Source organism: Ruminococcus sp. AM31-15AC (genome assembly GCF_003462045.1).
GTDB classification, from domain to species: domain Bacteria; phylum Bacillota; class Clostridia; order Oscillospirales; family Ruminococcaceae; genus Hominimerdicola; species Hominimerdicola aceti.
Genome location: NZ_QTYG01000040.1, coordinates 1 through 22,827, shown reverse-complemented (window position 1 = coordinate 22,827; position 22,827 = coordinate 1). Strand labels below are relative to the sequence as shown.

27 protein-coding genes are annotated in these 22,827 nt (G+C 44.3%); 1 reads left to right on the top strand and 26 read right to left on the bottom strand.

Annotated features, from left to right (window positions below; all coding sequences use genetic code 11):
* The 9 genes from DW793_RS10850 to DW793_RS10810 form a co-directional block, all read right to left on the bottom strand.
* On the bottom strand, window positions 1-753 hold a 753-nt coding region (locus DW793_RS10850; protein WP_147342194.1), incomplete at its 3' end, for a hypothetical protein.
* Window positions 753-950, bottom strand: coding sequence for a hypothetical protein (locus DW793_RS10845; protein ID WP_117864993.1), 198 nt, complete (start codon window positions 948-950; stop codon window positions 753-755). The genes DW793_RS10850 and DW793_RS10845, both read right to left, overlap by 1 nt.
* Window positions 951-1,007: 57 nt before the next feature.
* Entirely contained in the window at window positions 1,008-2,840 is a 1,833-nt protein-coding gene (locus tag DW793_RS10840) for a VirB4 family type IV secretion system protein (RefSeq protein WP_118158096.1), read from the bottom strand.
* Window positions 2,830-3,411, bottom strand: a complete 582-nt coding sequence (locus DW793_RS10835; RefSeq protein ID WP_118158094.1) for a hypothetical protein — start codon at window positions 3,409-3,411, stop codon at window positions 2,830-2,832. The genes DW793_RS10840 and DW793_RS10835 overlap by 11 nt, the downstream gene beginning before the upstream one ends.
* 6 nt (window positions 3,412-3,417) lie before the next feature.
* Entirely contained in the window at window positions 3,418-3,687 is a 270-nt protein-coding gene (locus DW793_RS10830; RefSeq protein ID WP_118158092.1) for a hypothetical protein, read from the bottom strand.
* Entirely contained in the window at window positions 3,684-4,613 is a 930-nt protein-coding gene (locus tag DW793_RS10825) for a conjugal transfer protein TrbL family protein (RefSeq protein WP_118158090.1), read from the bottom strand. Before DW793_RS10825 ends, DW793_RS10830 begins: the two co-directional genes overlap by 4 nt.
* Window positions 4,606-4,902 carry a helix-turn-helix domain-containing protein gene (locus DW793_RS10820; RefSeq protein ID WP_118158088.1) on the bottom strand — a complete coding sequence of 99 codons (297 nt, stop codon included), beginning with the start codon at window positions 4,900-4,902 and terminating at the stop codon, window positions 4,606-4,608. The genes DW793_RS10825 and DW793_RS10820 overlap by 8 nt, the downstream gene beginning before the upstream one ends.
* 6 nt (window positions 4,903-4,908) lie before the next feature.
* Window positions 4,909-6,699: a VirD4-like conjugal transfer protein, CD1115 family gene (locus tag DW793_RS10815; protein WP_390624679.1), complete on the bottom strand. Its 1,791-nt coding sequence runs from the start codon at window positions 6,697-6,699 to the stop codon at window positions 4,909-4,911.
* A 102-nt stretch (window positions 6,700-6,801) separates the two neighbouring features.
* The gene (locus tag DW793_RS10810) at window positions 6,802-8,202 is read right to left on the bottom strand and encodes a DUF3991 and toprim domain-containing protein (RefSeq protein WP_118158086.1); all 1,401 of its coding nucleotides are present in this window, start codon (window positions 8,200-8,202) and stop codon (window positions 6,802-6,804) included.
* 111 nt (window positions 8,203-8,313) lie between these two features.
* Between DW793_RS10810 and DW793_RS10805 the strand changes: the two genes are divergently transcribed.
* Entirely contained in the window at window positions 8,314-8,820 is a 507-nt protein-coding gene (locus DW793_RS10805) for a hypothetical protein (RefSeq protein ID WP_118158084.1), read from the top strand.
* A 162-nt stretch (window positions 8,821-8,982) separates the two neighbouring features.
* On the opposite strand, the gene DW793_RS10800 is transcribed toward DW793_RS10805, so the two are convergent.
* From DW793_RS10800 to DW793_RS10725, 17 genes are all read right to left on the bottom strand, one after another.
* Entirely contained in the window at window positions 8,983-9,696 is a 714-nt protein-coding gene (locus tag DW793_RS10800) for a hypothetical protein (RefSeq protein ID WP_118158082.1), read from the bottom strand.
* A 13-nt stretch (window positions 9,697-9,709) separates the two neighbouring features.
* Window positions 9,710-10,039, bottom strand: a complete 330-nt coding sequence (locus DW793_RS10795) for a DUF3852 domain-containing protein (protein ID WP_117865695.1) — start codon at window positions 10,037-10,039, stop codon at window positions 9,710-9,712.
* Entirely contained in the window at window positions 10,036-10,818 is a 783-nt protein-coding gene (gene srtB / locus DW793_RS10790) for a class B sortase (RefSeq protein ID WP_117878765.1), read from the bottom strand. The genes DW793_RS10795 and srtB overlap by 4 nt, the downstream gene beginning before the upstream one ends.
* Window positions 10,811-12,055 carry an MSCRAMM family protein gene (locus DW793_RS10785; protein WP_118158080.1) on the bottom strand — a complete coding sequence of 415 codons (1,245 nt, stop codon included), beginning with the start codon at window positions 12,053-12,055 and terminating at the stop codon, window positions 10,811-10,813. Before DW793_RS10785 ends, srtB begins: the two co-directional genes overlap by 8 nt.
* The gene (locus tag DW793_RS10780) at window positions 12,013-15,147 is read right to left on the bottom strand and encodes a SpaA isopeptide-forming pilin-related protein (RefSeq protein ID WP_181983590.1); all 3,135 of its coding nucleotides are present in this window, start codon (window positions 15,145-15,147) and stop codon (window positions 12,013-12,015) included. Before DW793_RS10780 ends, DW793_RS10785 begins: the two co-directional genes overlap by 43 nt.
* Before the next feature lie 86 nt (window positions 15,148-15,233).
* Complete coding sequence (locus tag DW793_RS10775; RefSeq protein ID WP_117878158.1) at window positions 15,234-16,172, bottom strand: hypothetical protein; 939 nt, start codon at window positions 16,170-16,172, stop codon at window positions 15,234-15,236.
* A gap of 108 nt (window positions 16,173-16,280) precedes the next feature.
* The gene (locus DW793_RS10770; RefSeq protein WP_290126984.1) at window positions 16,281-16,628 is read right to left on the bottom strand and encodes a SpoVG family protein; all 348 of its coding nucleotides are present in this window, start codon (window positions 16,626-16,628) and stop codon (window positions 16,281-16,283) included.
* A 28-nt stretch (window positions 16,629-16,656) separates the two neighbouring features.
* Complete coding sequence (locus DW793_RS10765) at window positions 16,657-18,093, bottom strand: DUF3849 domain-containing protein (protein ID WP_118158073.1); 1,437 nt, start codon at window positions 18,091-18,093, stop codon at window positions 16,657-16,659.
* A complete protein-coding gene (locus DW793_RS10760) occupies window positions 18,090-18,362 on the bottom strand; it encodes an AbrB/MazE/SpoVT family DNA-binding domain-containing protein (protein ID WP_181983523.1) in 273 nt (90 codons plus the stop codon). The genes DW793_RS10765 and DW793_RS10760 overlap by 4 nt, the downstream gene beginning before the upstream one ends.
* A complete protein-coding gene (locus tag DW793_RS14690) occupies window positions 18,355-18,633 on the bottom strand; it encodes a hypothetical protein (protein ID WP_181983524.1) in 279 nt (92 codons plus the stop codon). Before DW793_RS14690 ends, DW793_RS10760 begins: the two co-directional genes overlap by 8 nt.
* Window positions 18,630-19,469, bottom strand: coding sequence for a DNA adenine methylase (locus DW793_RS10755; RefSeq protein ID WP_118158098.1), 840 nt, complete (start codon window positions 19,467-19,469; stop codon window positions 18,630-18,632). The genes DW793_RS14690 and DW793_RS10755 overlap by 4 nt, the downstream gene beginning before the upstream one ends.
* Before the next feature lie 125 nt (window positions 19,470-19,594).
* On the bottom strand, window positions 19,595-19,792 hold the full coding sequence (locus DW793_RS10750) for a hypothetical protein (RefSeq protein ID WP_117865688.1): 198 nt from the start codon (window positions 19,790-19,792) through the stop codon (window positions 19,595-19,597).
* A complete protein-coding gene (locus DW793_RS10745; RefSeq protein WP_118158071.1) occupies window positions 19,792-20,154 on the bottom strand; it encodes a hypothetical protein in 363 nt (120 codons plus the stop codon). The genes DW793_RS10750 and DW793_RS10745 overlap by 1 nt, the downstream gene beginning before the upstream one ends.
* Window positions 20,154-20,930: a phage antirepressor gene (locus tag DW793_RS10740; RefSeq protein WP_117878150.1), complete on the bottom strand. Its 777-nt coding sequence runs from the start codon at window positions 20,928-20,930 to the stop codon at window positions 20,154-20,156. The genes DW793_RS10745 and DW793_RS10740 overlap by 1 nt, the downstream gene beginning before the upstream one ends.
* Window positions 20,931-22,142 carry a DNA (cytosine-5-)-methyltransferase gene (gene dcm, locus DW793_RS10735; protein WP_117878148.1) on the bottom strand — a complete coding sequence of 404 codons (1,212 nt, stop codon included), beginning with the start codon at window positions 22,140-22,142 and terminating at the stop codon, window positions 20,931-20,933.
* 85 nt (window positions 22,143-22,227) lie between these two features.
* The gene (locus DW793_RS10730) at window positions 22,228-22,401 is read right to left on the bottom strand and encodes a hypothetical protein (protein ID WP_242992070.1); all 174 of its coding nucleotides are present in this window, start codon (window positions 22,399-22,401) and stop codon (window positions 22,228-22,230) included.
* A gap of 55 nt (window positions 22,402-22,456) precedes the next feature.
* Window positions 22,457-22,684 (bottom strand): hypothetical protein, encoded by a 228-nt coding sequence (locus DW793_RS10725; RefSeq protein ID WP_117865683.1) that lies wholly within the window; start codon window positions 22,682-22,684, stop codon window positions 22,457-22,459.
* Window positions 22,685-22,827: the final 143 nt, after the last annotated feature.

The following is a 22,827-nucleotide window of genomic DNA, read 5'->3' as shown; positions in this document are numbered from 1 at the left end:
AAGACCGCCTTGCTCCGTGTAAACTAGCGTATCGTAATCGAAACCGAACATTTTGTCCGTAGGGTTGTAATTCAGATACCCAAGCATAAGTCCTGCGTTATCTGCGTATCTGATGCGGTCAGTGTCGTTTCTTTCGCCGATAAAACCATTCATATATCCCCAGCCTGAGACATACGCATTCTCCGCCCAAGCCGCGAGATCGGAACAATTTTTAGTAGTGCCGTCCGTAAACATATACTCGTTAATGGTACTGTTCATCACCCAAGTGTAGCTCCGCATATATTCGTCGTAGTCTATTTCCAAACCATAGGTTGAATTTATCGCCGCAATTAAATCACTGTCGTTAGGAGCAGCGGCGAACAGATTTGCATATGATTCGGCATTGAAATTCTGAACCCCGTCGAAGTATGACATATATATCAGCTGCGCCTTTATGGTCTGAGAGCGAACTCCTGCGCCTGTCATAGCGTCCTCGATTGCCTGACCGCTGTTTTGGATTTCGGTTATTTTTGCCTGCTGCTCGCTGTCAAGTCCTGCTATTATTGCGGACTCATTAAACAGACTTTTGTCTATTTCCGGCGGCTCAACTTCCATACTTCCCATGCTTGAAAGTACAGCTACGGGCAAACACATCAAGCCGATAAACCCAACGACGATACTCCCGATCAGCACAAACAGCTTGCCTCGTTTCTTTTCGTCACCAAGAATGTAAATGGCTATCTTTTTAAGAGCCGCCGCTACTGTTGCCGACATTATGACACCTCACGGACTTCAAATTCCGTAAACACACTCTGAGTTCTCATCTCCATACTATGCATATATTCGAGAGCTCCAAGCTCTGTGGAAAACAAAACGGGTTCGCCATTTTTCTGACGAACCCAATCCTCAAATATATTTCTGCTGTTTTCGGCATAGCGAGTTTTCCATATGCCGTATTTTTTCTTCTGCATTTTTATCATACCTCCCATTGTAGTCAAACTAAAATTTCACGCTTATTGCGAACAGTTTTATCTTCCACCAGCCGAACCGAACAGCTCCGCCTTGTAAGCCGGAGCAATGACCTGTAGTAAATATCTCTCATTACCGCACCGATACAGACAAGTACCACGTTCTGGGTATTTGATAAGGCTGTACTCCGATTCTTCAAGCTGCAACGTATCAATAAACGCAGTCGGCGAAATATTACCGGGATTGAACAGAAAATGATGTGACGGAATGGAAAACAAAGGCTTTGTAAACTCCTTGATCTCAGGCAGCAGAAAGTCCTCGATATTTTGCGAAGCTAATATGAAAGAGGATTCTTTTTTACGCACACGCTTCATACCGTTGCGAATATATTCGATTGCCGTCATGTTGGTCAAAAAGAGGTAGAGCTCGTCAACTGCCGCAACAGTATTTCCTCGCCCTAAAAGCTGATTGCTCATATAACTGAGAATGTTGAACAGCAGAGTATCTTTCAACCTCTTGTTGGTGTCCATAAGACCTTTCACTCCGAAACAGATAAACTCGCCGTCCTTGATATTTGTGTGTCCGTTGAAATATTTTGACTCGGCACCCTTACACATACTGTGTAATCCTAAACAGATATTCTGCAGCATTTCTTCCGTGTATAGGTGCTTTTTATCGTGATCGAATGCCATAAATTCCTTTTCTATGAGTTCGTAGAGGTCACTCATAATCGGATAATCCTCGCTGTTCAGCGTACTGAAATCCGTGAAATCATCAATACCGAATCTTGCGTAGAGCTTCATCAGCATAATTTCTATCGTATCGACTTCGGCGTCTGTGAAATCCTTGTACGCTCTGAAAAAGTCCTTTAAATACGATATATGCTGAGATAAACGTGTAACTTTTCTGAACGCTTCGGGTGAATCGGATTCCAATCTATCGCCGTCGCCCCATGCTTTCGGTTCAAGCGGATTGATCATATTCTCACCCGACATCATATCGATATATGTTCCACCCAGGTTTGAACATAAGTCCTCATACTCATGTTCGGGGTCTAAGACTAACACGCTTTTCCCCGCCTCACGCTGATTGCACAGCAAAAGTTTCATCAAGTACGACTTTCCCTGACCGCTGTTGCCGAGAATTAGGATATTGCTGTTTGTCTTGTCCTCAGTACGCTTATCAAAGTCAACCAGAACATTAGACCCGTACTTATCTCTGCCGATATAGAAGCCGTTTTCATCGGTCTTTCCTGAGTAATTTAGAGGGTAGAGATTAGCCACAGAGCTTGCAGGAAGAACACGTTCAAACTGACTTGCGAACACATTATTGCCCGTCGGCAAAACCGATAAAAAGCCCTCTTTCTGACGGAGCAAAAGCCTGTCCACAGATATCTTTGAGCGTGTTAATTCCATAGATATATCCGCCTGTAATTCTTTCAACTTTTCCTCACTTGCTGCTTTCAGTTCAATAAAAACAGCCGTATGCAGAAGTGGTTCTTTATTGCGGCGAAGTTCACTCAAAAGCTCCACTACATCATTGATGTTATCCTGAGCCTTAATGCTCTCGTTCACATCGTTTGTGGTGGTCATCATGTGGTTCTTACGCATTGCCTGCTGAACAATTTTACGCTGTTCCATGCTTGTAACAAGGCGGTTGTAAATGCGAAGCGTTACTCCGTTTCTGTCGGCAAGGTGAGCGAGGATAGCCGTTTCTTCCGTTGAGGTAGGATATTCCGTTACCGCCCAGCAGGACTTGTAAAAGTTGCCGCAGATGTAGTGGTCGGTGTAAAACCGAATCACTCCCGGCACTGTGCGGTCAAAAAAGTCCTTTGTGTCGATTATCTCAAGCTGCTCTGCGGACTGTTCTTTTTTCTTCTGCTTATTCTTCATTTGTTTTCGCCTCCAAATCAAATTCAGTTTCTCCCTCAATATCGGGGATTTCCTCTCCTGAAATGCTTGTTCCGAAATACAGCGCAAGCATACGCTTGATGTCAGATTTGCTCATTCGCCGAGCCGCAAATCCGTGTTCGGAAATCGCTTTATCCACTCGGTTGATGATGTTAAAAATCTGCTCGTCTTTTTCACGTCTGAACCGTACCGCAAACATAAACTGTCTTGCCGAGGACATCTCCACCTGAATCTCGTCAAGAAAATCATAGTCCGCTTGCAGCAGTTTTCTGACCGCCTCGTTCTGCTCGGTCTGCAACCGCTTTTTGACGTAAACCTTGTTGGTATCGAAACACTCGCAGGAGTCCAGAGCAAGTATCTCAAGGTCGGGGATCGTGCTTAACAGCATCATCAGGTGGTGTATCTTCACGTCAATATTCGCCGCAGACAGCACGGAAATATTGGTCGGCTCTACGCTGAAAAATGCAATTTCAGCCTTGTCGGATTTTACTCCGAAACGAGTAAAGCGTTCAAGACCTATCAAGCCCTGAACGCCGTTGTTCTTCTTTGCCATTAAATTTTATGCTCCTTTCGTCCAATAAAAAATCTGCTGTGAGGTCACAAAAAACTTCACAGCATTGAAGATATAGTCCATAATTGCGGTTTCGTCGACCCGAAGCGAGAGAAACGCAAAACAGGCGGTCGCCGCAAAAGGCAGGACGTTCCACAGATTTACAAGCACAATCACCGACAGAATTATTCCGCCGCAGATGATGATAAAATCACGCACGCTCCAGAACCACAGCTTTACGTTGGCTCTCAGGTTTTCGGGGTAGATGTAGGTTTTCATTTTGCCCCTCCTTTCAACATTCCGACAGCCTTAGTCCCCATGCTGACCGTATGACTGACAGACATCATATTGACTCTTACGGAAGTATCAAGCCCATACATCTGCGCAATCCTCGGAACTTCCGTTGCCGACAAGCAAATTCCCACCGCAAGCAGAGCGTGCTGAGTGTAGGTCAGCAGTCCGAGATAGAGGATAGTGGTCTGCAAAAAAGCCGTCAGACAGGTGGCAATAACTTGCTTGCACCAGCTGTAAAATCCATCTGTGTAACCTCTCGGAACTCCAAAAAGATACAGACTTCCCACAGCAATCTGACACAGCATTATGCCCCCTCGCTTGATGTTTGAAAACACAACTTTCACTGTACAATAGCCGAAAAGTATGATAAAAAACAGGCTGAAAAGCGAAATATCCGAAGCAAGAGCAATAATGACGGAAAGCCCTGTTCCTGCCACCGACGATGATGTAGCCCCTATAAAACCGCCCAGCAGTTCATGGGAGAAAGTGCCCTGCATCGCCACACAGAATGCGTACAGCCTTTGCGGAACAACAGTCACCAGACTTGCCGCCATAAAGCCTTTCAGCACGTTCAGACAGGTGTTTTTGATGTTTGCCTGCCCCGATTCGTAGGCTATTGCCGTATCGAATACCGCCACAATAAGTCCGCAGACAAACAGCATCCAGGCAAGGCTGTGGAACAATGCTATGAACGACTGCACCCACGACAGAGCGAATATATTGCTTGTGCTTTTGTTTATGAATTCAAATAAGTCGGCAACTGCGCCGTAAATGAGGTTGAATAGCCAGGAAAACATTATGTCCCATATTTCGTCGGTAATTGCGTCCACCGCCGAGCCTACCGTGCTGTCCCAAAGGCTTGATATCCCGTCTCCGATCCAGTCTATGGCGTCGCCGATCCAATCAAACATTCATGTCACCTCGATTTCCCGTTGGAGTGATCTCTCCCTTGATCTTATACAATGAACTTCTCCGTCCGCCTTGTGTGTGGTATCTTGCTTCACGTTCCAGCAAGCCGTTTTCTTCAAGCTCGTTAAACGCCCGAAATACCGTGCATCTGGACAGGTTCAAATCCTCCGCAATTCGACCTACGGAGGGATAGCATTCGTCGTTTTTGTCAGCTCGTCCGCACAGATAGCAGTAAACGGACACAGCCTTGTGGCTTAGTCCTAAGTCGTAAATTCTTCTCGGTAGTATCAATTTGCATCAACTCCCATTCGTTTTAATACTGGTTTTCTTTTTCGGAGGCTCATCCTCGAATTCTTCGTCTTCCGTTATCTCAAATTCCGTTGGAAGAGCCGCTTTTTTCTTCTGCGGATATTTGACCTCAATGTCCTTGATCAGCTCGTCACGCTCCTTGTAGGAAACCGCCCTTGCAGTCTTGTCCGGCAGGCGGTATTCATCCTCAAATTTTATGCCCCATTTGAAGAACAGCTTTAGCTTACTTATCATTGGGTGAGTTCCCGTTTTCATAACAATAAACTGACCTTTGGGCATAGACTTTAATTCATCCACAGTCATCAACGGTCTGCCTATCATCTGCAGCGATTGGGATTTATCCCTGCCGTGCGAAACAGAACCGCTTAACACTGTCTGTTCGCCGAGGGATTTTGACAGAACCTCCGCACTCTGACTGTTTGGGGCAAAACCGCCGAAAACCGTGAGCTGGGTGTTGTCCGTAATGATCTCCATACCCTGTTTTCCGTAATTCTGTTCAAGCTGTGCAAAGGACTGAATTACCGCAATAATACTAATTTTTCGGCTTCTACCTGCGGAGAACATAGCCTCCATACCCTCAATTTTAGGGAAAGTTCCCAGTTCGTCACAATAGAACATTACACGGTTCGGAAGTGCGCCGCCATGCTCATCGGCTATAACTAAAATTTCACGGTATAACTGTTGAATTAAAAGCGATACCATAAAATATTTGCTCGTATCTTCTTCGGGGAGAACAATAAAAATAGCCGATTTTTCATTGCAGAATTTCTCGGCGTCCACGGCTGTTCCGAAACAGAGCATTTGCTCCATTTCCGTATCAAGAAAGCTGTTAAGCCTTGAAAGAGCAGTTGACATAACGGACATCATAGACTGATCCGATGAATTAAGTGCCGCACCCGCAAGCCATTTCGCTTTATGCTCTGAGGGAAGCTTGTCCATAAGTTTTGAAAAATACATCTTAGGCTTTGCTTTCGGCGCAGGCTGATACTTTGCTAAAAGATCTTGTATCAGCTTGAAAACCGATACAATATGACGTTCGTTTTTGTCGCCGAACTCCGCAAGTAAAAGAATAACCGAGGCGAGCAGACCCTCTGCCGCGTCGTAAAAAAAGGCGTTTTGCCCATAGCTTGAGCTGTCACCGCCGCCGATATTGATTATTGTTTTAGCTGTGATTTTGGCATATTTTTCTGCCTTTGCTTTCGCTGAAAGGTTGGTTTTATCGGATAGATAAATGTCCATGTATTTGTTGACAAGATGCAGAATATTGTTCTCGTCTGAGCGTGTGGGATTACGCAGATCAAGAACGGAAACATTGTAGCCATAGTACTTTTTGGCAATAGTTCCGTAGTTTCGTGCTACGTCGCCCTTTGTATCCGTCGAGATAAACGACATTCCGCTTGCGCAAGCAAGTTCAATGTTCGGGTACAGGAAATATGCGGTTTTGCCCACGCCCGCAGCGCCTATCATAAGCGTGTGAACATCGCCGTCATCTACAATAGCCACAGTTTTTTTGCCGTGTGTCCGACAGCCTACCACCGTACCTTGAACAGTCGGCAGGTTCTGACCTTTTCTCCACATCTCCGGCTCGAATGGCAGAGGGATAAAAGTACGCTTTATCTCAGCTTTTGTCGCCCACCTCGCAGTTCCGTGCTGTCCATTGCCGACTTTTTTTGCCTTTATTCCGTTAAGCGACTTGTTGTCAAGCAGATTTACTACCACTAAAAAGGCAATGAAAGCTATGACAAGCAAACCTATTAAAATCATTTGTTTTTCACTCAAAATTTCACTTCCTATCCATAGAAATATGCTTTCTTCTGTATTTAAAAGAAGAGTTAGTTTGTTATCTTAAAGGTATTGCACCGTGAGGCAGAGGGTATCGCATTACCCGAATTCCATACATTGCTCCGGTTCTGAAACAATGTATTCTGATTCGCTTTGCTCTTGTGTAAGTTCGGATAATGTATCTTCAACATTTAACCGCAAGGCACTGTCTGCAAGGCTATACAAAAGCTTTGCCGTCTGAACCGACTGCTCACGGGTTCGGGCAGTCTGTTTCAGATCATGCAAAACCTCCTGCACACAATCCTGCAAAGCCCTTTGTTTCTGCACCTTTTTGCCCTTGTCGGTATAAGGCTTGTACTCATCTTTCAGCTTGAATTTTAACTTTTCAAACATCAGATTTTCGTCCTTTGGCGTAATAAAAAAAGCAGAGCCTGCCAATGCATACTCTGCTAAAAATTTAAACTGCTCGTTTTTTAAAGTGGATAAAATCTGCCCTCTTAACTTATCATATTTGCATTTTAAAAACTGCAAATTATCTGCTGTTTCCAGATATTTTTCCTTTCGCTTATGAGGAACAGCAGGCAAAAATTCCGCTCCGTTTTTTGCCTTTAAATCTTCATTCCAATCTTTAAATTTGGGAGCAAGACGTTTAACGTTTGGATATCCGTTTTCTCTGAGAATATCACTCAAACGGTCAACAGCCTCGATCCCGCCCTCGTCATTATCAACGCAAAGAATGACTTCTGACAGGTTAATATGGTTCTTTAAAGCCGTCAAAACAGCATTTTCATAAACTCCGTTCATAGCGATGTAGCTGTGTTTCTGCCATTCTTTCGGATACAGCGTCAGAAAGCTCAGCATATCAATGGGAGCTTCAAATACATAAAGTCGTTCATCCTCTCCGAAATGTGCAAAGCTGTATCTTGTGTCAGAACCTTGACAAGTGATCCTGAAACTATTGCCGTAAGAATTTGTTGAACGCTTGCTTGCCTGCCTTGGAACGCCGTTTTCGTCAACGCCTACGAACACCGCATTGTGATGTTCCTTGTCCTCATAAAGCGTGTGCTGTTTTGCGAAATACGATATAATATCCGGTGCGATAAACCTCTGCTTTATGAGGTAGGCGTACACTCTGTGCATATTTGTGTTTGCTTGGGGCAGTCTGAATTCTTTCTTTTCTTCCTTTGCCAATACTTTCGGCGGACTGTGGGACAGCGGAGTTACCCTCTGTCCCAACAGTTCCTGTACCGCCGTCTGAAAGTCCATGTCATAGAATTCCTGCATGAATTTTATCGCACCCCCGCCAACCTGATTTTTATGGTCAAACCATGTCGAGCCACGAAGCGTTATGCTGTCGTGCCTGCCGGAGCTGTCACAGTAAATGAGCTTATGCTCTATTCCGGCACGCTCAAGCTTTTCACCTCGCACACGCAGGTATTCTGCCAAATCTACGCTGTTGGCAAGCTGTTTTTGTTCGTCTGTGAATGGGATGTAGGGCATTAAAGTTCTCCTTTCCGGGTTGAAAATTTTCGGTTTGGTGTGGTATAATGAGAAGAAAGATCAAGAGCAATATCACTTGATAAATCAAAATTTGATTGGATTGTTGTTATTATGGACGAAAAATACCAAGTGGAGTTATCTGTGTTATTGGAGTCATTGGAATACTGTTCTGATGTTGAATCGGATGGATACTACATTGTTAGAGGAAGTAATAAAATAATAGCGTATGGTGAAGACCTATCAGAAGAATATCTTGGTGAGGATGCAGTTTGGAAATTTTTGCAGTCAAATGAGTGCATTAAATTACCAACCTTACATGAGATAGAAGATGCTTCGCCGAATTGGAACAGGGATATAACGTTTAAATACATTGATGAAATGATAAATGACACAAAACAAAAGAAACTCCTTACTAAAGCATATAAATCCATATTCGGTAATCGTATTCTTCATGCATTTCCGGGAAGCTCTAAATTCTGCGCAGAACTTGCCAAACTTGGGCGTATGGATGAATGGAATCTGTTTATAAAAGAAAAATATGAAGCCCATCAGCTTGAATTTGCAAAAAAATGGTGTAAAGACAATAATGTAAAAATAATCACTGAAGCTGATATATAAGGGCAAGATATTCTTGTAGTGGTAAAGAATTTGTAACCGTAAGGCAGAAAATCAACTTCAAACAATTTTTAAAAAATCATTTTCAAAATGGATTAGGAACTGGCGAAATTATTAGTTTATCTAATCCCCTACCAAAAGGACTGAGTAAAATCAGTCCTTTTTTCATCCACCAACGCATTCTCTGAATTTTCCCATAACCTGCGAAAAACTCTGCCTTTCCATCATATCCGTACTGAGATATGCACCAGACACAACGGTCAGCTTGTTTTCACTCAGCACAGCATAGGTTTCTGTGTATCCGAACTGAGTCGCCATACCATCGGATTTCTGAACAGAGCCGTACTGCTGATACTTGCCCTTAGAAACAACACTGCTTGTCATTCGGTAACTCGAAACAAAGTCATCTTCGGTGATACCGCTCATCTGTGCGGAGGTCTGTCCGAAGTAATAATCTCCGAAGTTTTCAAGGATATATTCCATATCGTGATCAAGATCACTCTGACTTAGATCAATACACAGAACATCGATCATACCGCCGCCGTTTGAGCCTTTCAAAGTAATTTTATTCACACCGTTTGAGTTATCAATTTCGTTCTCAAAGGAACTGCCTTTCATTGCTTCTGTTACCAATGCGCTTGTATCTGCAAAGCATATATTTGAATCGAAAAGCTCCGCAATAAAGGCACCATATTTTACCTGTCCTTCATCGACGGTACTTTCAGCCTTCGAAGAGGCAGCCGAGTCGTGTATGGACTCGGCTGTGGTTGTAGTTGTTGTGTCCGTAACAGCATTCTGAATCGGCGGACTGATCGTTCCGCAGGCTGTCATTGTCAGCATAAACACCGCTAAAATTGCAGTCATTACTTTTGCTTTCATATTCATCCCCCTATCAGATTATGCTCCAGATGTACAGCGGACAGGTCAGAGAAAAGATCAAACAGCCGAAAATTATGGCTATGGGAGTCCATTCCAACTGACCGTGTTTTCGATAGTCGAGATATGCGAGACCTATCTTAACAAACAGCAAAACCGCAAGAATTACGTCAATTACGGGGAACACAACGTTGTTTACAACCGACACCACCTGCGACCTTGCGGTAGTCCATGTGCTTTGGACTGCTCCCGCAACATCGCCGGAAGCGTAAGCTGTAGTCGACATCATTGTTGCAAAGCAGAGTGTGCTTGCAATCGCTGCAATAACTTTCTTTTTCAACTTCATTCCACATCACTCTCCTCGATAATTTTTCCTACCAGAATAGTACGGCTGTTACCCTCCGCACTTGTACAAGTGGATAACATAAGCAAATGGTCACTTTCGGTTACTTCAATCTCCTTGTAAATACTTGCATAGTTTCTGAGCTGATTATCCCATTCATTAAAATTCGGAGCAGCAAGATAAAGTCCGCTTGTATCGGAAGTTCTTGCAACCGCAAAGAAATCTATAAGCCTGACATCGTTCTCAGTGGTCAGCCAGCCGTAGCTGTGATTCATGAAATATTCCTCGTTTTCGTAATTCGGAATATCCGCAAACATCGTTCCGTTTCCCATATTGTGACCGTAGATCACGCTATTAAAGTCAGAAAAATCGCTTGAACAGCGATAGTCCATAAACAGTGATCCTGCATACAAATATGAACCGTCCGCCGCCCTGCGTGTGTAATAATCGTTATCTCCCGACTGCATGATCGGATAATCGATATTTGTATCGGAAACATACAGCCAACCCACAGAATCGTCATGCTCGTTGGAAAGCTGACGTACCTGTTCGGTCAGTTCTTCTTTGGTATCCTCGGAAACTCTGTCGGCGGAAGGCTTGCTTTTTTTAATATCGACCGCTTTGTCAAGCGTTTCTCTCGCTATCGGTGTAGGAGCGTATATCATAATATCACGCCAGTTGATTCTTTGAGCCACATCGTTTTTCACCAGAAGATAAATTCCCCCACAAAGGAGGGCGGCTGCCGAGACAGCCGCAATTGTGCGAATAACTTTTTTATTCATGCTTTTTTCCTTTCTTTGTGATGATAAGAATGGCAATGATCACGCTTGCAGCTCCGAGCATTGCAAAAGCTGCAAAATCATTGTGGTTATCGCCAGTATACGGAGTATCCGTTTTAGACGTCAGCTCATCGTACATAACGACCTCAGTCACAGTTCCGTCATCGTTCACAGTAAACTTTATCTCGCTTGCGATCTCATAACCGTCGGGAGCTATCGTTTCACGGAGCGTGTATTCTCTGCCTGCGATCAGCTTGCCTTCGATGAAGTGAGCTTCGTCTGTAGATACCCATTCCTCAACAACATTTCCGTCCTCGTCAATGATTTGGAGCGTTGCGCCGGGCAGTTCCTCACCTGTGGTGATATCCTGCTTGGAAATCTGCACCTTTGTTGTGTCATCTACCATAACGATAAGCGGATTGCCGTTCTCCGAAGTCACTGTGGCTTCAACGTTTTCTACGATAACATTGCCGTAAACATCAACAGTAAATTTAATGTCCGTTGCAATCACATAACCGTCGGGAGCGGCAATTTCTTTAAGCATATATTCACCTGCACCAAGCTTTGAAACAATGTGGTTTGTGCCGTCGGAAGTCCACTTATCAACTGTCTCACCGTCAGCATTTTCAAGCACCATTTCAGCACCCACAAGTTCGTTTCCGTACACATCACGTTTGGAGATCTCAACAGTAATAGGTTTGTTTTCCGCAGTTATCTCAATAACTTCTCCGTCCTCTGCAATGCTGACAGCATATTCCTTGTCACTAAGAATATACCCCCTTGGACTTTCTATCTCACGAACGATATACTGTCCGAAAGGAACATCTGTAAACTCAAAACAGCCATTCTCATCTGAGGCGGCAGTCATTATTGCAGTATCTCTGCTGAACTTCACGCAGTCGGCAGTAAACAGCCCGAACACAGCATTTTCAAGAGGTTCGCTCTTGTCATCTACCTTATGTCCCTCTATCCTGCCACGCTTGAGAAGATTTACGAATTGTCCGCAGTCAATATCCACATTCTGAATGTCCTGTCCCATATACTCGAAGTTTACAAGATATTTTTCTCCGTTAAGAATATAGTGTTCATCAGTAGAAATTTCTTTGACATAATACCATCCGAAAGGTATCTGTACATCAAATTTTGCAGTCATATTCTCAGCAAGTGAAACTTCTGAAATCAGTCCGTCCGCAGGAATTACAGTACCGTCTGCCGCCGTAATATCTTCTGCTGCAAACAATCCGAGCTTACGCTTGTATAGCAGTCCTTGCCGTAAATGCCAAACAGCTCGTCGTTCTCCATAACCTTTGAGAGACTGATCTCAACGTCCTGATAATCATTGACAAATGACGTATTTACGGTATCAAGCACTGCGATTTCCTGTCCTGCATAGGTCAGTTCAACAAACTGTGATTCCGTATTCTGAACATAGCCAAACGGTGCAGAAACCTCCTTGATTTCGTAATTGCCAAGATAAAGCAGATCGCTTTCCGCATAGCCGTTTTCATCGGTTGTAATTTCAGCCACAACATCGCCTGCGTTGGCTCTGATTGTGCCGTCAAGCGTAACGATATCCTCCGAAGCGATCACCTGAAATACTGCGCCGGAAAGATTTCCGCTTGCAAACACGGGAGTGTAGGTGGTTGGATTTACTGTCATCTCGCCGTTTTCATCCGTGTAAGCGGAGGACGCCATAGCAACGGTTTTAAAAATATCACCTGTTTTCTGAACCGAAATTCTGCCTTTCTGAGCGGTGTTTTCTTTGTGAACTTTAATGACTGTCAAAGCATTTTCTTCCTCTGCGTTATCAGCAGAAACTGTGAAGGGCACGGGCGTGCTGTCCAGAACATAACCCACAGGAGCCTGAACCTCAACAAGAGAATATTCGCCGTAGAGAAGAACCTCGGGAGTGATGAGGTATCCCTCGTTGTTTGTGTAAAATACATCGATAGTTGTGGGAGTAGGATAGCTGAAAGTCATAGAAATCTTCTGACCGTTTGAATCATAGATCTCAAAGCCTGCGCCCTCATAAGGAATTGTTTTTCCTGTTTCGGAATCGACCTTTACCACCTTAACATAGCTTTCAAACTCTGCATTGTTGATAAGATAGCGGTAGGTCTGTCCGTTCTCGCTGATGTTGACATCGAAGTCAGCAATAAACTCAGTACCCTCCCAGCCGACTGTCTGATGCACAGTGTAAACGCCGTATGGCATATCCTTTGTCTGTGCAAAGCCGTTTTCATCGCAAGTCAGATGATCACGCTCTGTTTCAGCAGCATTTCCATAACTGCCTGCGCTCTTGAGATAAACCTCAAATTCAGCGCCGACTTCGGGCGTTTCGATCTGAGTCGAGCCGTCGTCCGTATGCTTGATGACTGAGATATTGCCCTTTATTACGTCCTCAGTCACAGTCATAGAAATGAGATTACTTTCAATTGTGTATTTTTCCGGCTCTGCGCCTACGGAATGAACAGTCATATCAAGCAGATATCCCTCGGAGGGAGAAATCTCCTGAACTGTGTAATTTCCGCAGACATACTCCTTGGACTTGAAATATCCGTTTTCATCTGTGGTGTAGGTGTCAATAAGCGCTCCGTCACGGTAAATGCCGTAAACTGCGCCTGCAAGAGTACCGTCGCCCTGTGCGGAGACCATTTCTGCGTCCTGCTTTGTCACCTCAACGGTAAATTTCTTGAGGATATTTTTGAATGTCTTAGTTGTGGTTGCGTCAGCTGTAAGAGTTGCTGTCTGATCAGCAGGAATCACATATTTTATCGGAACGTTTTTCTCGCTGATTGTGTAGGTGATTTTTTCGTTATTACTGTCATAAACCGGAATATTTTCAAGCAGAGCGATACCGTCCTCACCTGTGGTAATGGTATAGGTCTTTCCGTTGCCTGTGACAGTGAATTCTCTGCCGCCGTTCTCTCCGTCCTCTGACTGTTTATTGATCTTGATTGAACCTGTTTTAAGTTCATTGTTGAAATTGACATTGACAGTCAGATCAACATTTCCGCTCGTCAGCGTAACGTTCTGCGCTTTCGGAGTTTCATATCTCGTATCTACGTTGATTTCGGATACGGTGTAGACAATTGCTTTACCTGTGGACATATCATAAACTCTTAGATCGTCAAAGGTTGCAATTCCGTTTGCATTGGTTTTGGCAGTTTCAGAGAGCGATTTTCCATTGTATGAATAGGTGATTTTAAACTCCCTGCCGCTGATGATTCCGTCCTCTGCGGTTTTGTTAATTTTAATTGTTCCTGTTTTGAAATCCTCTGTCACCTTGTTTTTTCCTGCTTTGATTGTATAAACAGTAGGATCAATAGAATAACCTGTAGGAGCTTTTAATTCCTTTGCGTAATAAGTGCTGTCGGGAAGTTGAATTTTACCTGTGCCGTCAGCGCCTATGGCGATTTCGCCAACCTTTTTTGTGCAGGACTTGTCACTGTAGATTCCGTATACCGCTGTGGAATTGTCAACACTTGATTTTCCTACAAGATTACCGTCCGTATTGTACTTATCGATCTCAAAGGTAACATCAGTTTTTGTGATCCTGAAAGCGTACATATTCATCGCAGTCGCAGTTTTACCGTCGGTATTGTTGTTAATGACAACACCCTGAGATCCGTTGGACTCGATCCTCCAATGAGTACCTCCTGCGCCTGTGCCGTCGCCGACTGTGGAGCTTGTTATGAGCGATTCGGAAACTCCGATAGATTTCAGATAAGAAACAACGTCGGAACGGCTGTCAAATTCGCCCATATATATCCATGCGTGGTCGATACCGCCGGGATTCTCCGCCACAACAACCGAACCGGGAGTGATCGTCGAACCGTCGGAGCATTCCCAATACGGGCGGTCGGTAGTCTTGATATTTGCCTTTTCCACGCCAACCTTAGAGGTTACGCCATTGTAGGTGATCGTACAGCTGTCGCTGACAGTCAGCCAGTGAGCAGTATCAACGGGCACAGGGTTATTCCACGAAAAACCGCTTGTAGAATAGCCGAGCTGTGTGAGCGTGTAGTACACAAGTCCCGAACAGTCGATACCAAGGTTGTTGATCGTCTGTACCGACAGCGGAGTGTACTGTCCCTGATTGTATGCGTACCAATAGCCCTTATTGCCAAAGGTATACGGCGAGCCGAGAAGAGTTGCAGCTTTTGCTACAACCGTATCCGCTGATGGAAAAGCTGAATTTTCCGTTGACGTACTTGCCGCAATCGCTGTGATAACTCCGCTCATAGATGAGCCCAGCATAGAAAAAACGCAAAGTCCTGCCATGAACCCTGCGCTGAGTTTCTTTAATATCTTTGATTTAATTTTAAACATATATTGCATTTCTCCTTTGATTTTGCGCAAATAAAGAGAGTCGGAGAAATCCGACTCTCTTTATTGCATATTTGTTGTTTACTTAATTAGTAAGCAGATTCGCTTACCGAAATATCAATTGTAATATCACTTTCATCAAATATCCGGGTAATATCACCGTATTTATCTGATTTTAAAAATCTGCCGCCTTGTGTGTCGAACACATACCATGCTCCGTCCACATTTACCAGATTTGCCATGTGTCCATACCAGTCATCGGGGGAGAAAAACGCATACCGACATTCAAGCCCAATCCCCTTGCAGGCATACATTGTTGCCACTGAGAACACTTGACAATTTCCGCTGACATTATTCTGAATCCAATTATACACGGCTTCGGCTTTTCCATAATCAGAACCATCGTGACTCAATCCTGCACCGATGTTGTAATATTCATCGGTCGTTCTTCCGAGCGAATTTACATAATTCAGAACACTTTGCAGGTTTGTTGTATCTTCAATTACAACTTCAGGCGGTTCAGTCTGCGGTACTGTAGTCTGCGGCTTAGTTGTTGTAGTAGTCGGCGGATTCGTTACCGAAGGCTTTGCCGTTGTTAACGGAGGAGAGGGGGTATTATTCTGTTCCGCTCCGTTATTACTCTGAGGATCATTTGACGGCGAATTATCGGGCTGCGGATTATTCTGTGCAGGCTGGTAGTTATTTTCCTGACCGTTATTATTCTGACCCTGATTAGAATTTCCGTTCGCATTTGAAGAACCAGATTTCTTGGTCGTAGTTACTGTGATATTTGTCGGTTTTGAAGTCTCGGATACCGTCTGCGAACTTGTTTTAAAAGTAGTAGTTGCGGCTTCGCTTGTATCCTTTTCTTCCTTTGCAGATGTTACTGCGGAAACTGTGACCGCAGTCGTAGTTTGGCTCACTGCCGAAGTGTCGACGCTTACTGATCTTTCGGCAGTTTCCGCTGCATTTCCGCAAGCTGATAAAAATACCGCACAGAATATTGATATGACCATTGCTTTTTTCATATTATCACGCTCCTTGACAAGCAATATATCACACTAGTACTTTAAAATCCAGACTTTTTACCGAAATTCTACCCTTGTGACAATTTGCACAGCATAAGCTTTAGCAAACTACATACTTAGCTCCGGTTCAGGTTCATCTTCAGGCTCCGACATTTCCTCATTGGGAGTGTTCTCCACCTCGATATCCGTCTGCTGAACCTGCTGCAGCTTGAGATCATAAGCATTGAGCACAGCCTGATTTACGGCAGTTCTCGCCGACTTGGTTATGGCGTGGAAGGTGTCGCTGTACTGCTTGTTGCCGTCCTTATCGGTGTATGAGGTGGAGGGCATATTGACAAATCTGCCCTTTTCGGTCTCGATGACCCTCAGTCCGTGAACGGCGAACATACCGTCCATTGTTACGCTGGCATATGCTTGATTGCTGAATCCTCTTTGTTTACCATTCTGTTGATAGATGCGTGTATTCTCATAGTTTCATTCTCCTTTACATTGTCTGTTCGATTTCCGGTTCTTCTTCATATTCTTCAAGCGGTTGGATCACTTCCGGCTTTGTTTCTCTCACAGCAACCAGCCCGATACCGGGCAGATCTACTATGATATGATCAAACTGCTGCTTGTACTTTTCTATCTGTTCATCGGTGAGTGAACAGCTGTCCCATTCGCCGTATTCGTTCCGGTAGTTGCCTGAAATGTAGAATGTACCGTGGACAAGAGTTTCTCCCACTATTCTGTTTGGAGCAGAGCCGTTCAGCAGAAATTCATCATTGCACCAGCAAAGAGCGTTGTTTTGGGGTTCGAAATATATAGGCTCGATGCTGCCGCCCACAACTTCTTGCATGGCATGGATATCATTGCGAATTTCAGCTTCATATGGAGCTTTTCCGTTTTCCACGATAAGAATTTTCATTATATCCGAATGATTTGTTTTATCGATATCGAAGTCTATCGGCTTGAATCCAACGCTGTCGCAGAAGTAAAAGCCTTTATCCTTGCCGTCGCAGATTTCAATGACATTGCTGACTGACATCGACTCTCCGAGATATCCGGGAGGTGTTTTGTCCGAATTGCAAAGGGCGAAAACACTTTCAAGGCTGTCACAGGTCACAGTACCGCCGTAAATCTGACGGTAATTCTCAGCTTTTATGCCGCCATGTGATTGTGTGTAGTCGTAATTCATAAAAGCGAGCTTATTACGGTCCTTTTCATGGTCGATCTGAAAAATCCTGATCTTCATCTGCGGAGCCTCGATCTGTTCAAGCCGTTCAACCGCCCATTTCGGAAGCTGCTCATAGTCGGCAACTCCGAAGAAATCCTCACGGTAGAATTGTGCTTTTTCGTCGTCCGCAAGGAACTGCCCGAATACCTTTCTGCCCGATTTTTCGGGATCGCAGCCAAAGCCGCCTGCTGCGTAGAAATACTGATTTATTGGGTCCTTGAACTGTTCGTTAAGGATTTCGGGCTTGAGGATCAACAGCTTTCTTTCGTAATCCTGCGGCTTATCGGATTGAACGCACTGTTTTTCGCCCACAAGTCCGAGCCTGTCATATCTTTTCTTTACCTGATCGATAAAGCCGTTAAGCACGGCGGGATGAGAATCAACACAGTATTCGCGCATTTCTTTTTGGGGAAGATATGAGGGGATAACAGACCTTGCCCACTCCTTGTTCTCACGGGAGAAACGACCGTCATCTTTCTTATTAAGAATGCTTGCGGCAAGCACCCACATTGTACGGTCATAACCGAAATCGGCTATGACCTTTTTAGCCCCATTTTTATTCAGAGTGAAACCGTCGAAACTATCTGAAATAGCCGATTCTATCGCTTTTTTACAGCGGATATTTTCCGTCCAGCTTTCACGGTATGCCTCAATTTCTCCGGTGAGTTTTGCGTTTTCAAAAGATTGTCTGTACAGATAACTCATACGTTTTTCACAGCTCCTTTTCTTTTAAGTCTCATAAGAGTTTTTAAAAGCCTTTCTCTTTCCTCCAGCACAAGTGACTCTACAAAGGAATCAAGCGGTTCACTTTCCGATTTGCAGTCGTCACACAGCTTCTCCTTTGTAACAGTTATCGTATTTCCCTTGGCGTCAAAGCTAAGAATATTCCCTGACCGTATATTAAGGGCAAGCCGTATTTCATAGGGTATCGTAATTCTGCCTTTCTTTCCTAACACCCGTACAATTTTATTCATCACTGCATTCCTCCGTTTCCTCGCCGCAGTAAGCATACAATGGACAATTACCACAATCATCATGCATGGAGCAAGTCCGTTCGATCTCTTCATCCGAGATACCACAATCACGGCGTTCTCTTTCGGGAGCATTACGCCATATCGTGAGAGAAACACCGCCGCCGTCGCACTCTGTTTCTACTCTTACGGGATTCCCGTTTTCATCGTAAAGTCCCGAAAATTCGGTCTTTCCATTTGTTGTGAGTACCTGTGCAAAAATTATCTTTTTCATAAAATTATACCTCCAAAATTGTCTGTTTCATCGTCAAACAGCGAGAGCTGGCGTACAGACCTTGCTCTCTCGCTCGTATCGTAATTGGATATGAGGAGTTCCGCATACTGACAGCCGCCGTCGTACCGCTGTGCCAAGTTGTTAATTCTGCTGATCTCCTCGATGCGGATATTCGGCTTGTCCCATATCTCACGAATTTCGGGACAGTCGTTGTAAGAAACAAGAAACTTGCCCTTGATATCCAGAAGAGTGTCACGCAGTCTGATATGATCCTTGGTTTTAAACCCGACGTCCTTGTAATAGTTTTCGGTAGCAAAGTACGGCGGATCGCAGTAGAAAAAGCTGACAGGGCGGTCATACTGCCGTATCAGCTTTTCAAAATCCTTGTTCTCAACTATGACTTTCTGCAATCGCCTCGCCGCCAAGTCTATCATCGGGAAGTCCGACCAAATGGAATGCGGCTGACTTGCAAAGCTGTCAAGTCCGCTTGCATAGCTGTAACGAATAAGCTGATAAAATTTTGCCGCACGATCAATGTCCCGAAATTTCGGGAAAAGATTGCGTTTATGAAGCCCTGCTATCCAATCAAAATCCTCACGGGAATTGAGGACGTACCGCAGCTTGTATTTCAGCTTATTTGGCTTATCTCTGACACAGCGGTACAGATTAGAAAGATTGCTGTTAAAATCGTTATATACCTCAAAATCCATACCGGGCGGCTTATGGAACAGAACCCAGCCTGCGCCTCCTAAAACCTCTATATACCGCTCATAGTAGGGTGGAAACCTCGCAAGTACGGCGTCTCTGAGAGCCTTTTTTCCTCCTACCCATGACATAAAACTGTTCATGTTTTTCCTTTCTGCCGTTTATACCAACAGGAGAAAAGTCGCTTTGCAAGCACCAGATTTTTGATCTGCTGTTGGCAAAACGACCTTAATAAATATTAGATTTTACGCTGTTTTCAGCCCTTGATTATCGGGTCAACGTATGAAAAAATTATTCGCTTCTGTTCAAGGTAGCCGTCGGCTTTGTTTACCTCATTGCACAGCTCCTTGTACTGCCGCTCCGAAAGTACGGGTTTTGTCGCTCTCAGCATTGCAGGAATACTTCCAATACAGAACTTGAAGTCCACTTTAGCTTTGATTTTGTTTGTATGCATTAACCCATCTCCATTTCTAAATCTTCGTCCTGTTCCGAAACGCATTCTTCAAGATTGTTCACAATGTAATCCGACAGCCATGTGCTTCCGAAATCCTCCCTCGTCCGGAGCCGCCATATTGCAAGCTTACCTACATCAAGCTGAACATCTTCAAAGGGAAACAGCAGACAGGTAAGGCCTCCGTTTTTAAAGATATATGCCTTTTCAAACCTATTGTCATTCTGCAATATTCCGCTTTCCGTCAGCATATCGTTTATGCCGTCGACCCATTCCTGCAGATCGCCGCCGCACCCTTGCAGGACAAGTCCCTCGCTGTCATTCATTTTTCTCAGATCGTGTAAAGAAATGCTTTTGATCTCCATTATTGCAAAACCTCCTTCCCGTAATATTTTTTCAGCAGATTTATGACGAAATGCTGACCCTTTCCCGTCACAAACGTCTGCTGATAGGTCTTGGTCATAGTCGGAGTTTCAAACACCGACTCCTTTACCGCAAAATATCCTCGGTCGATAAACGCCTGATAGGGGAGATTATTCGCCATAAGCACTCTCATACTCTTAAGCCAGCCGTAGAGCTTGTTTCTTCCGACAGGGATATTTTCGGCTCTTGCCAATTTTGCCATAGCGTTCATGTCGATGAGATTATCGGTATTTGCAACCTGATTCGCAAACTCCACTAACGGTTGGTCGTGACGTATCCGCTCGTTCAGCTTGTTGATAGCCATCATCTGCAAACGGAACAGATTGCGGTACGGCTCGTCGAGAAACGGAAGATAGTTTTCTATGAACATTTGCTCGTTGCTGACGTAGCCGCCTGTTTGATTGATCTGAGGCAGAATTTTATCAAAAATCCACGACTCAAATTCCGCAGCTCTTGGCAGTTTGCTGTGTGCGACAAGTCTGTAAACATCGCCCTCAGGAATAAAAATCATCTTAATGGTCTTGCTTGGGGACTGCGGATGAGGTAGGTCGTGTTTCACGCCCCACCTGCAATGCCGCCTTATTGCGTCCTTTGTGTTGCTGTAGCCCAATGCAGAAGCCACGTCCTTGCCGCAGAACATAATTCTGCCGTTATCATCCTTTAAAATTCTGAGAGAACCAAATTCCTCATTTTTGAAAATCTTGATCATATTATTCATTTAATTTATCTCCTCATCAAATTTCAATAAATTTCTCGCAATTTCTTCAACAACGGGTACGCTTACGGCATTTCCGGCTTGTTTGTAGAGCTGTGCGTCGGACATCCCCGTTGCCGCAACTTTTTCGAATTGCTCTGTTGTAAAACCCTGCAGCCGCCATGCCTCAATTGGCATAAGGCGTCTTATCCGTCCATGGTGGACAATCCCGTGTCGATCGGTTACCGTAAGCGTAAACATCGGTTCGTTGGGATTTTTTATTCGTCTGCCGTTTTGACGGGTAGTTTCCTTAAACGGATTGATAATTGCTCTCGGTCCGTCCTCAATCAGAACTCCCGATCTTTCTCCTTTATGAGTTCCGTTTGTTACCCCCAAGTCCATTCTTGTATGCAGACATCGGGCGTTTTCCGTAATCTGCGGATTTTCGTTCAGATCACAAAAAACAGCGGAGTGTTCACCTTTGTGATGACTTACTCCGCTGTTCTGCCTTGCGGTTATACATCTTGCATTTTCTGTGAGATTAGGTGGAGGATTGCTGTCAATAAAGTACAGACCTGTTTTTCCGCCCATACCGCCCGAACCGCTGCACTGCGTCACCGCAAGTCCATCGGGATCATAAACTCTCGTGCCTTGACTTCCGCCTATGATTTGTTCAGTTTTCCGGCAATTCTGGCTGTCGCTTTTTCCGAAAGCCAGTATTTTTCCGGAACAGTCGATTCCAAGACATCCTGCAATGTAAACTCTTTTTCTGACTTGGGGAAGGTAATCGGCGCTGTTATACACACGCCATTCCACGCAATACCCCAGTTGAGAAAGCGTTTCAATGATTTTTGCAAAAGTTTTTCCCGAGTCAATCCCCATGAGACCGGGTACGTTTTCAAAGCAAAAATACTTAGGTCTTTTCGCTTCAAGCAGTCGGGCAAGCTCAAAGAACAGATCTCCTCGCTCGTCGGCAAAGCCTTTTCTTGCTCCGCAGACCGAGAACGGCTGGCAGGGGAAACCTCCAATAAGGAGATCAAAGTCTGCAAGTTTTCCGACGTCAATATCTCTGATATTTTCATAAAATTGTTCACCTCCGGTATCGTACAGTGCTTTGTAGGCTTTCTGCGCAAATCTGTCAATCTCGCACCACCCCACAATTTCAAATCCTCCGACTCTTTCCAGAGCAGATCGGAAGCCTCCGATGCCTGAAAATGCGTCGAATACTCGTATCATTCAAAGCGCCCCTTTCTGATTTTGACAATAAAAAAACCGCTAAATGATCTCTCATTTAACGGCAGTTCTGCGATATTTAATTGTATTATTCGGAGTCAGCTCCTATATGACTTTCGATCACAGCCATTATTTCATTCAATCGGCTTTCTCCGATACCCTTGATCTTGGATATATCTTCACGCAGCTTGTCGAAGTCGACTTCTGTGGCGTGTACGTCGTCTTTTCCTGTCTGATATATATTCTGAATGAAATTGTCCATTGTTTCACGGTCCATAGCTTTAATTTTTTTGTATAAGGCTCGGTCAAGGAGCGGCTTATTCGGCATATTCATTTTCCTTTCGCTCTTTTATTCGTATAATGGGCATTTGCTTTACCTTCTTGCCGATTTTAACACGCTGCAAAGCGAATACCATATCGTTTGTGCGTTCAAAGTAACCCATATCATGTTTCCAGCTTATACCGCACTTACAATGCTGTAATCCGATAAACTGCTGTTTCATTTTTCTGCCGCAGTTCGGGCAGATCTTACTGTTTTTACTCATGAACGTATTCCTCTCAGAATTTTATCTTGTACATTATATCACATAAACCGCCGTATTTCAAGTCCTACATGGACATATCCATTTCCGGTTCTTCCGATAATTCCTCGATTTCTGCGATTTCTTCATTTTCCGTATTTTCTTCT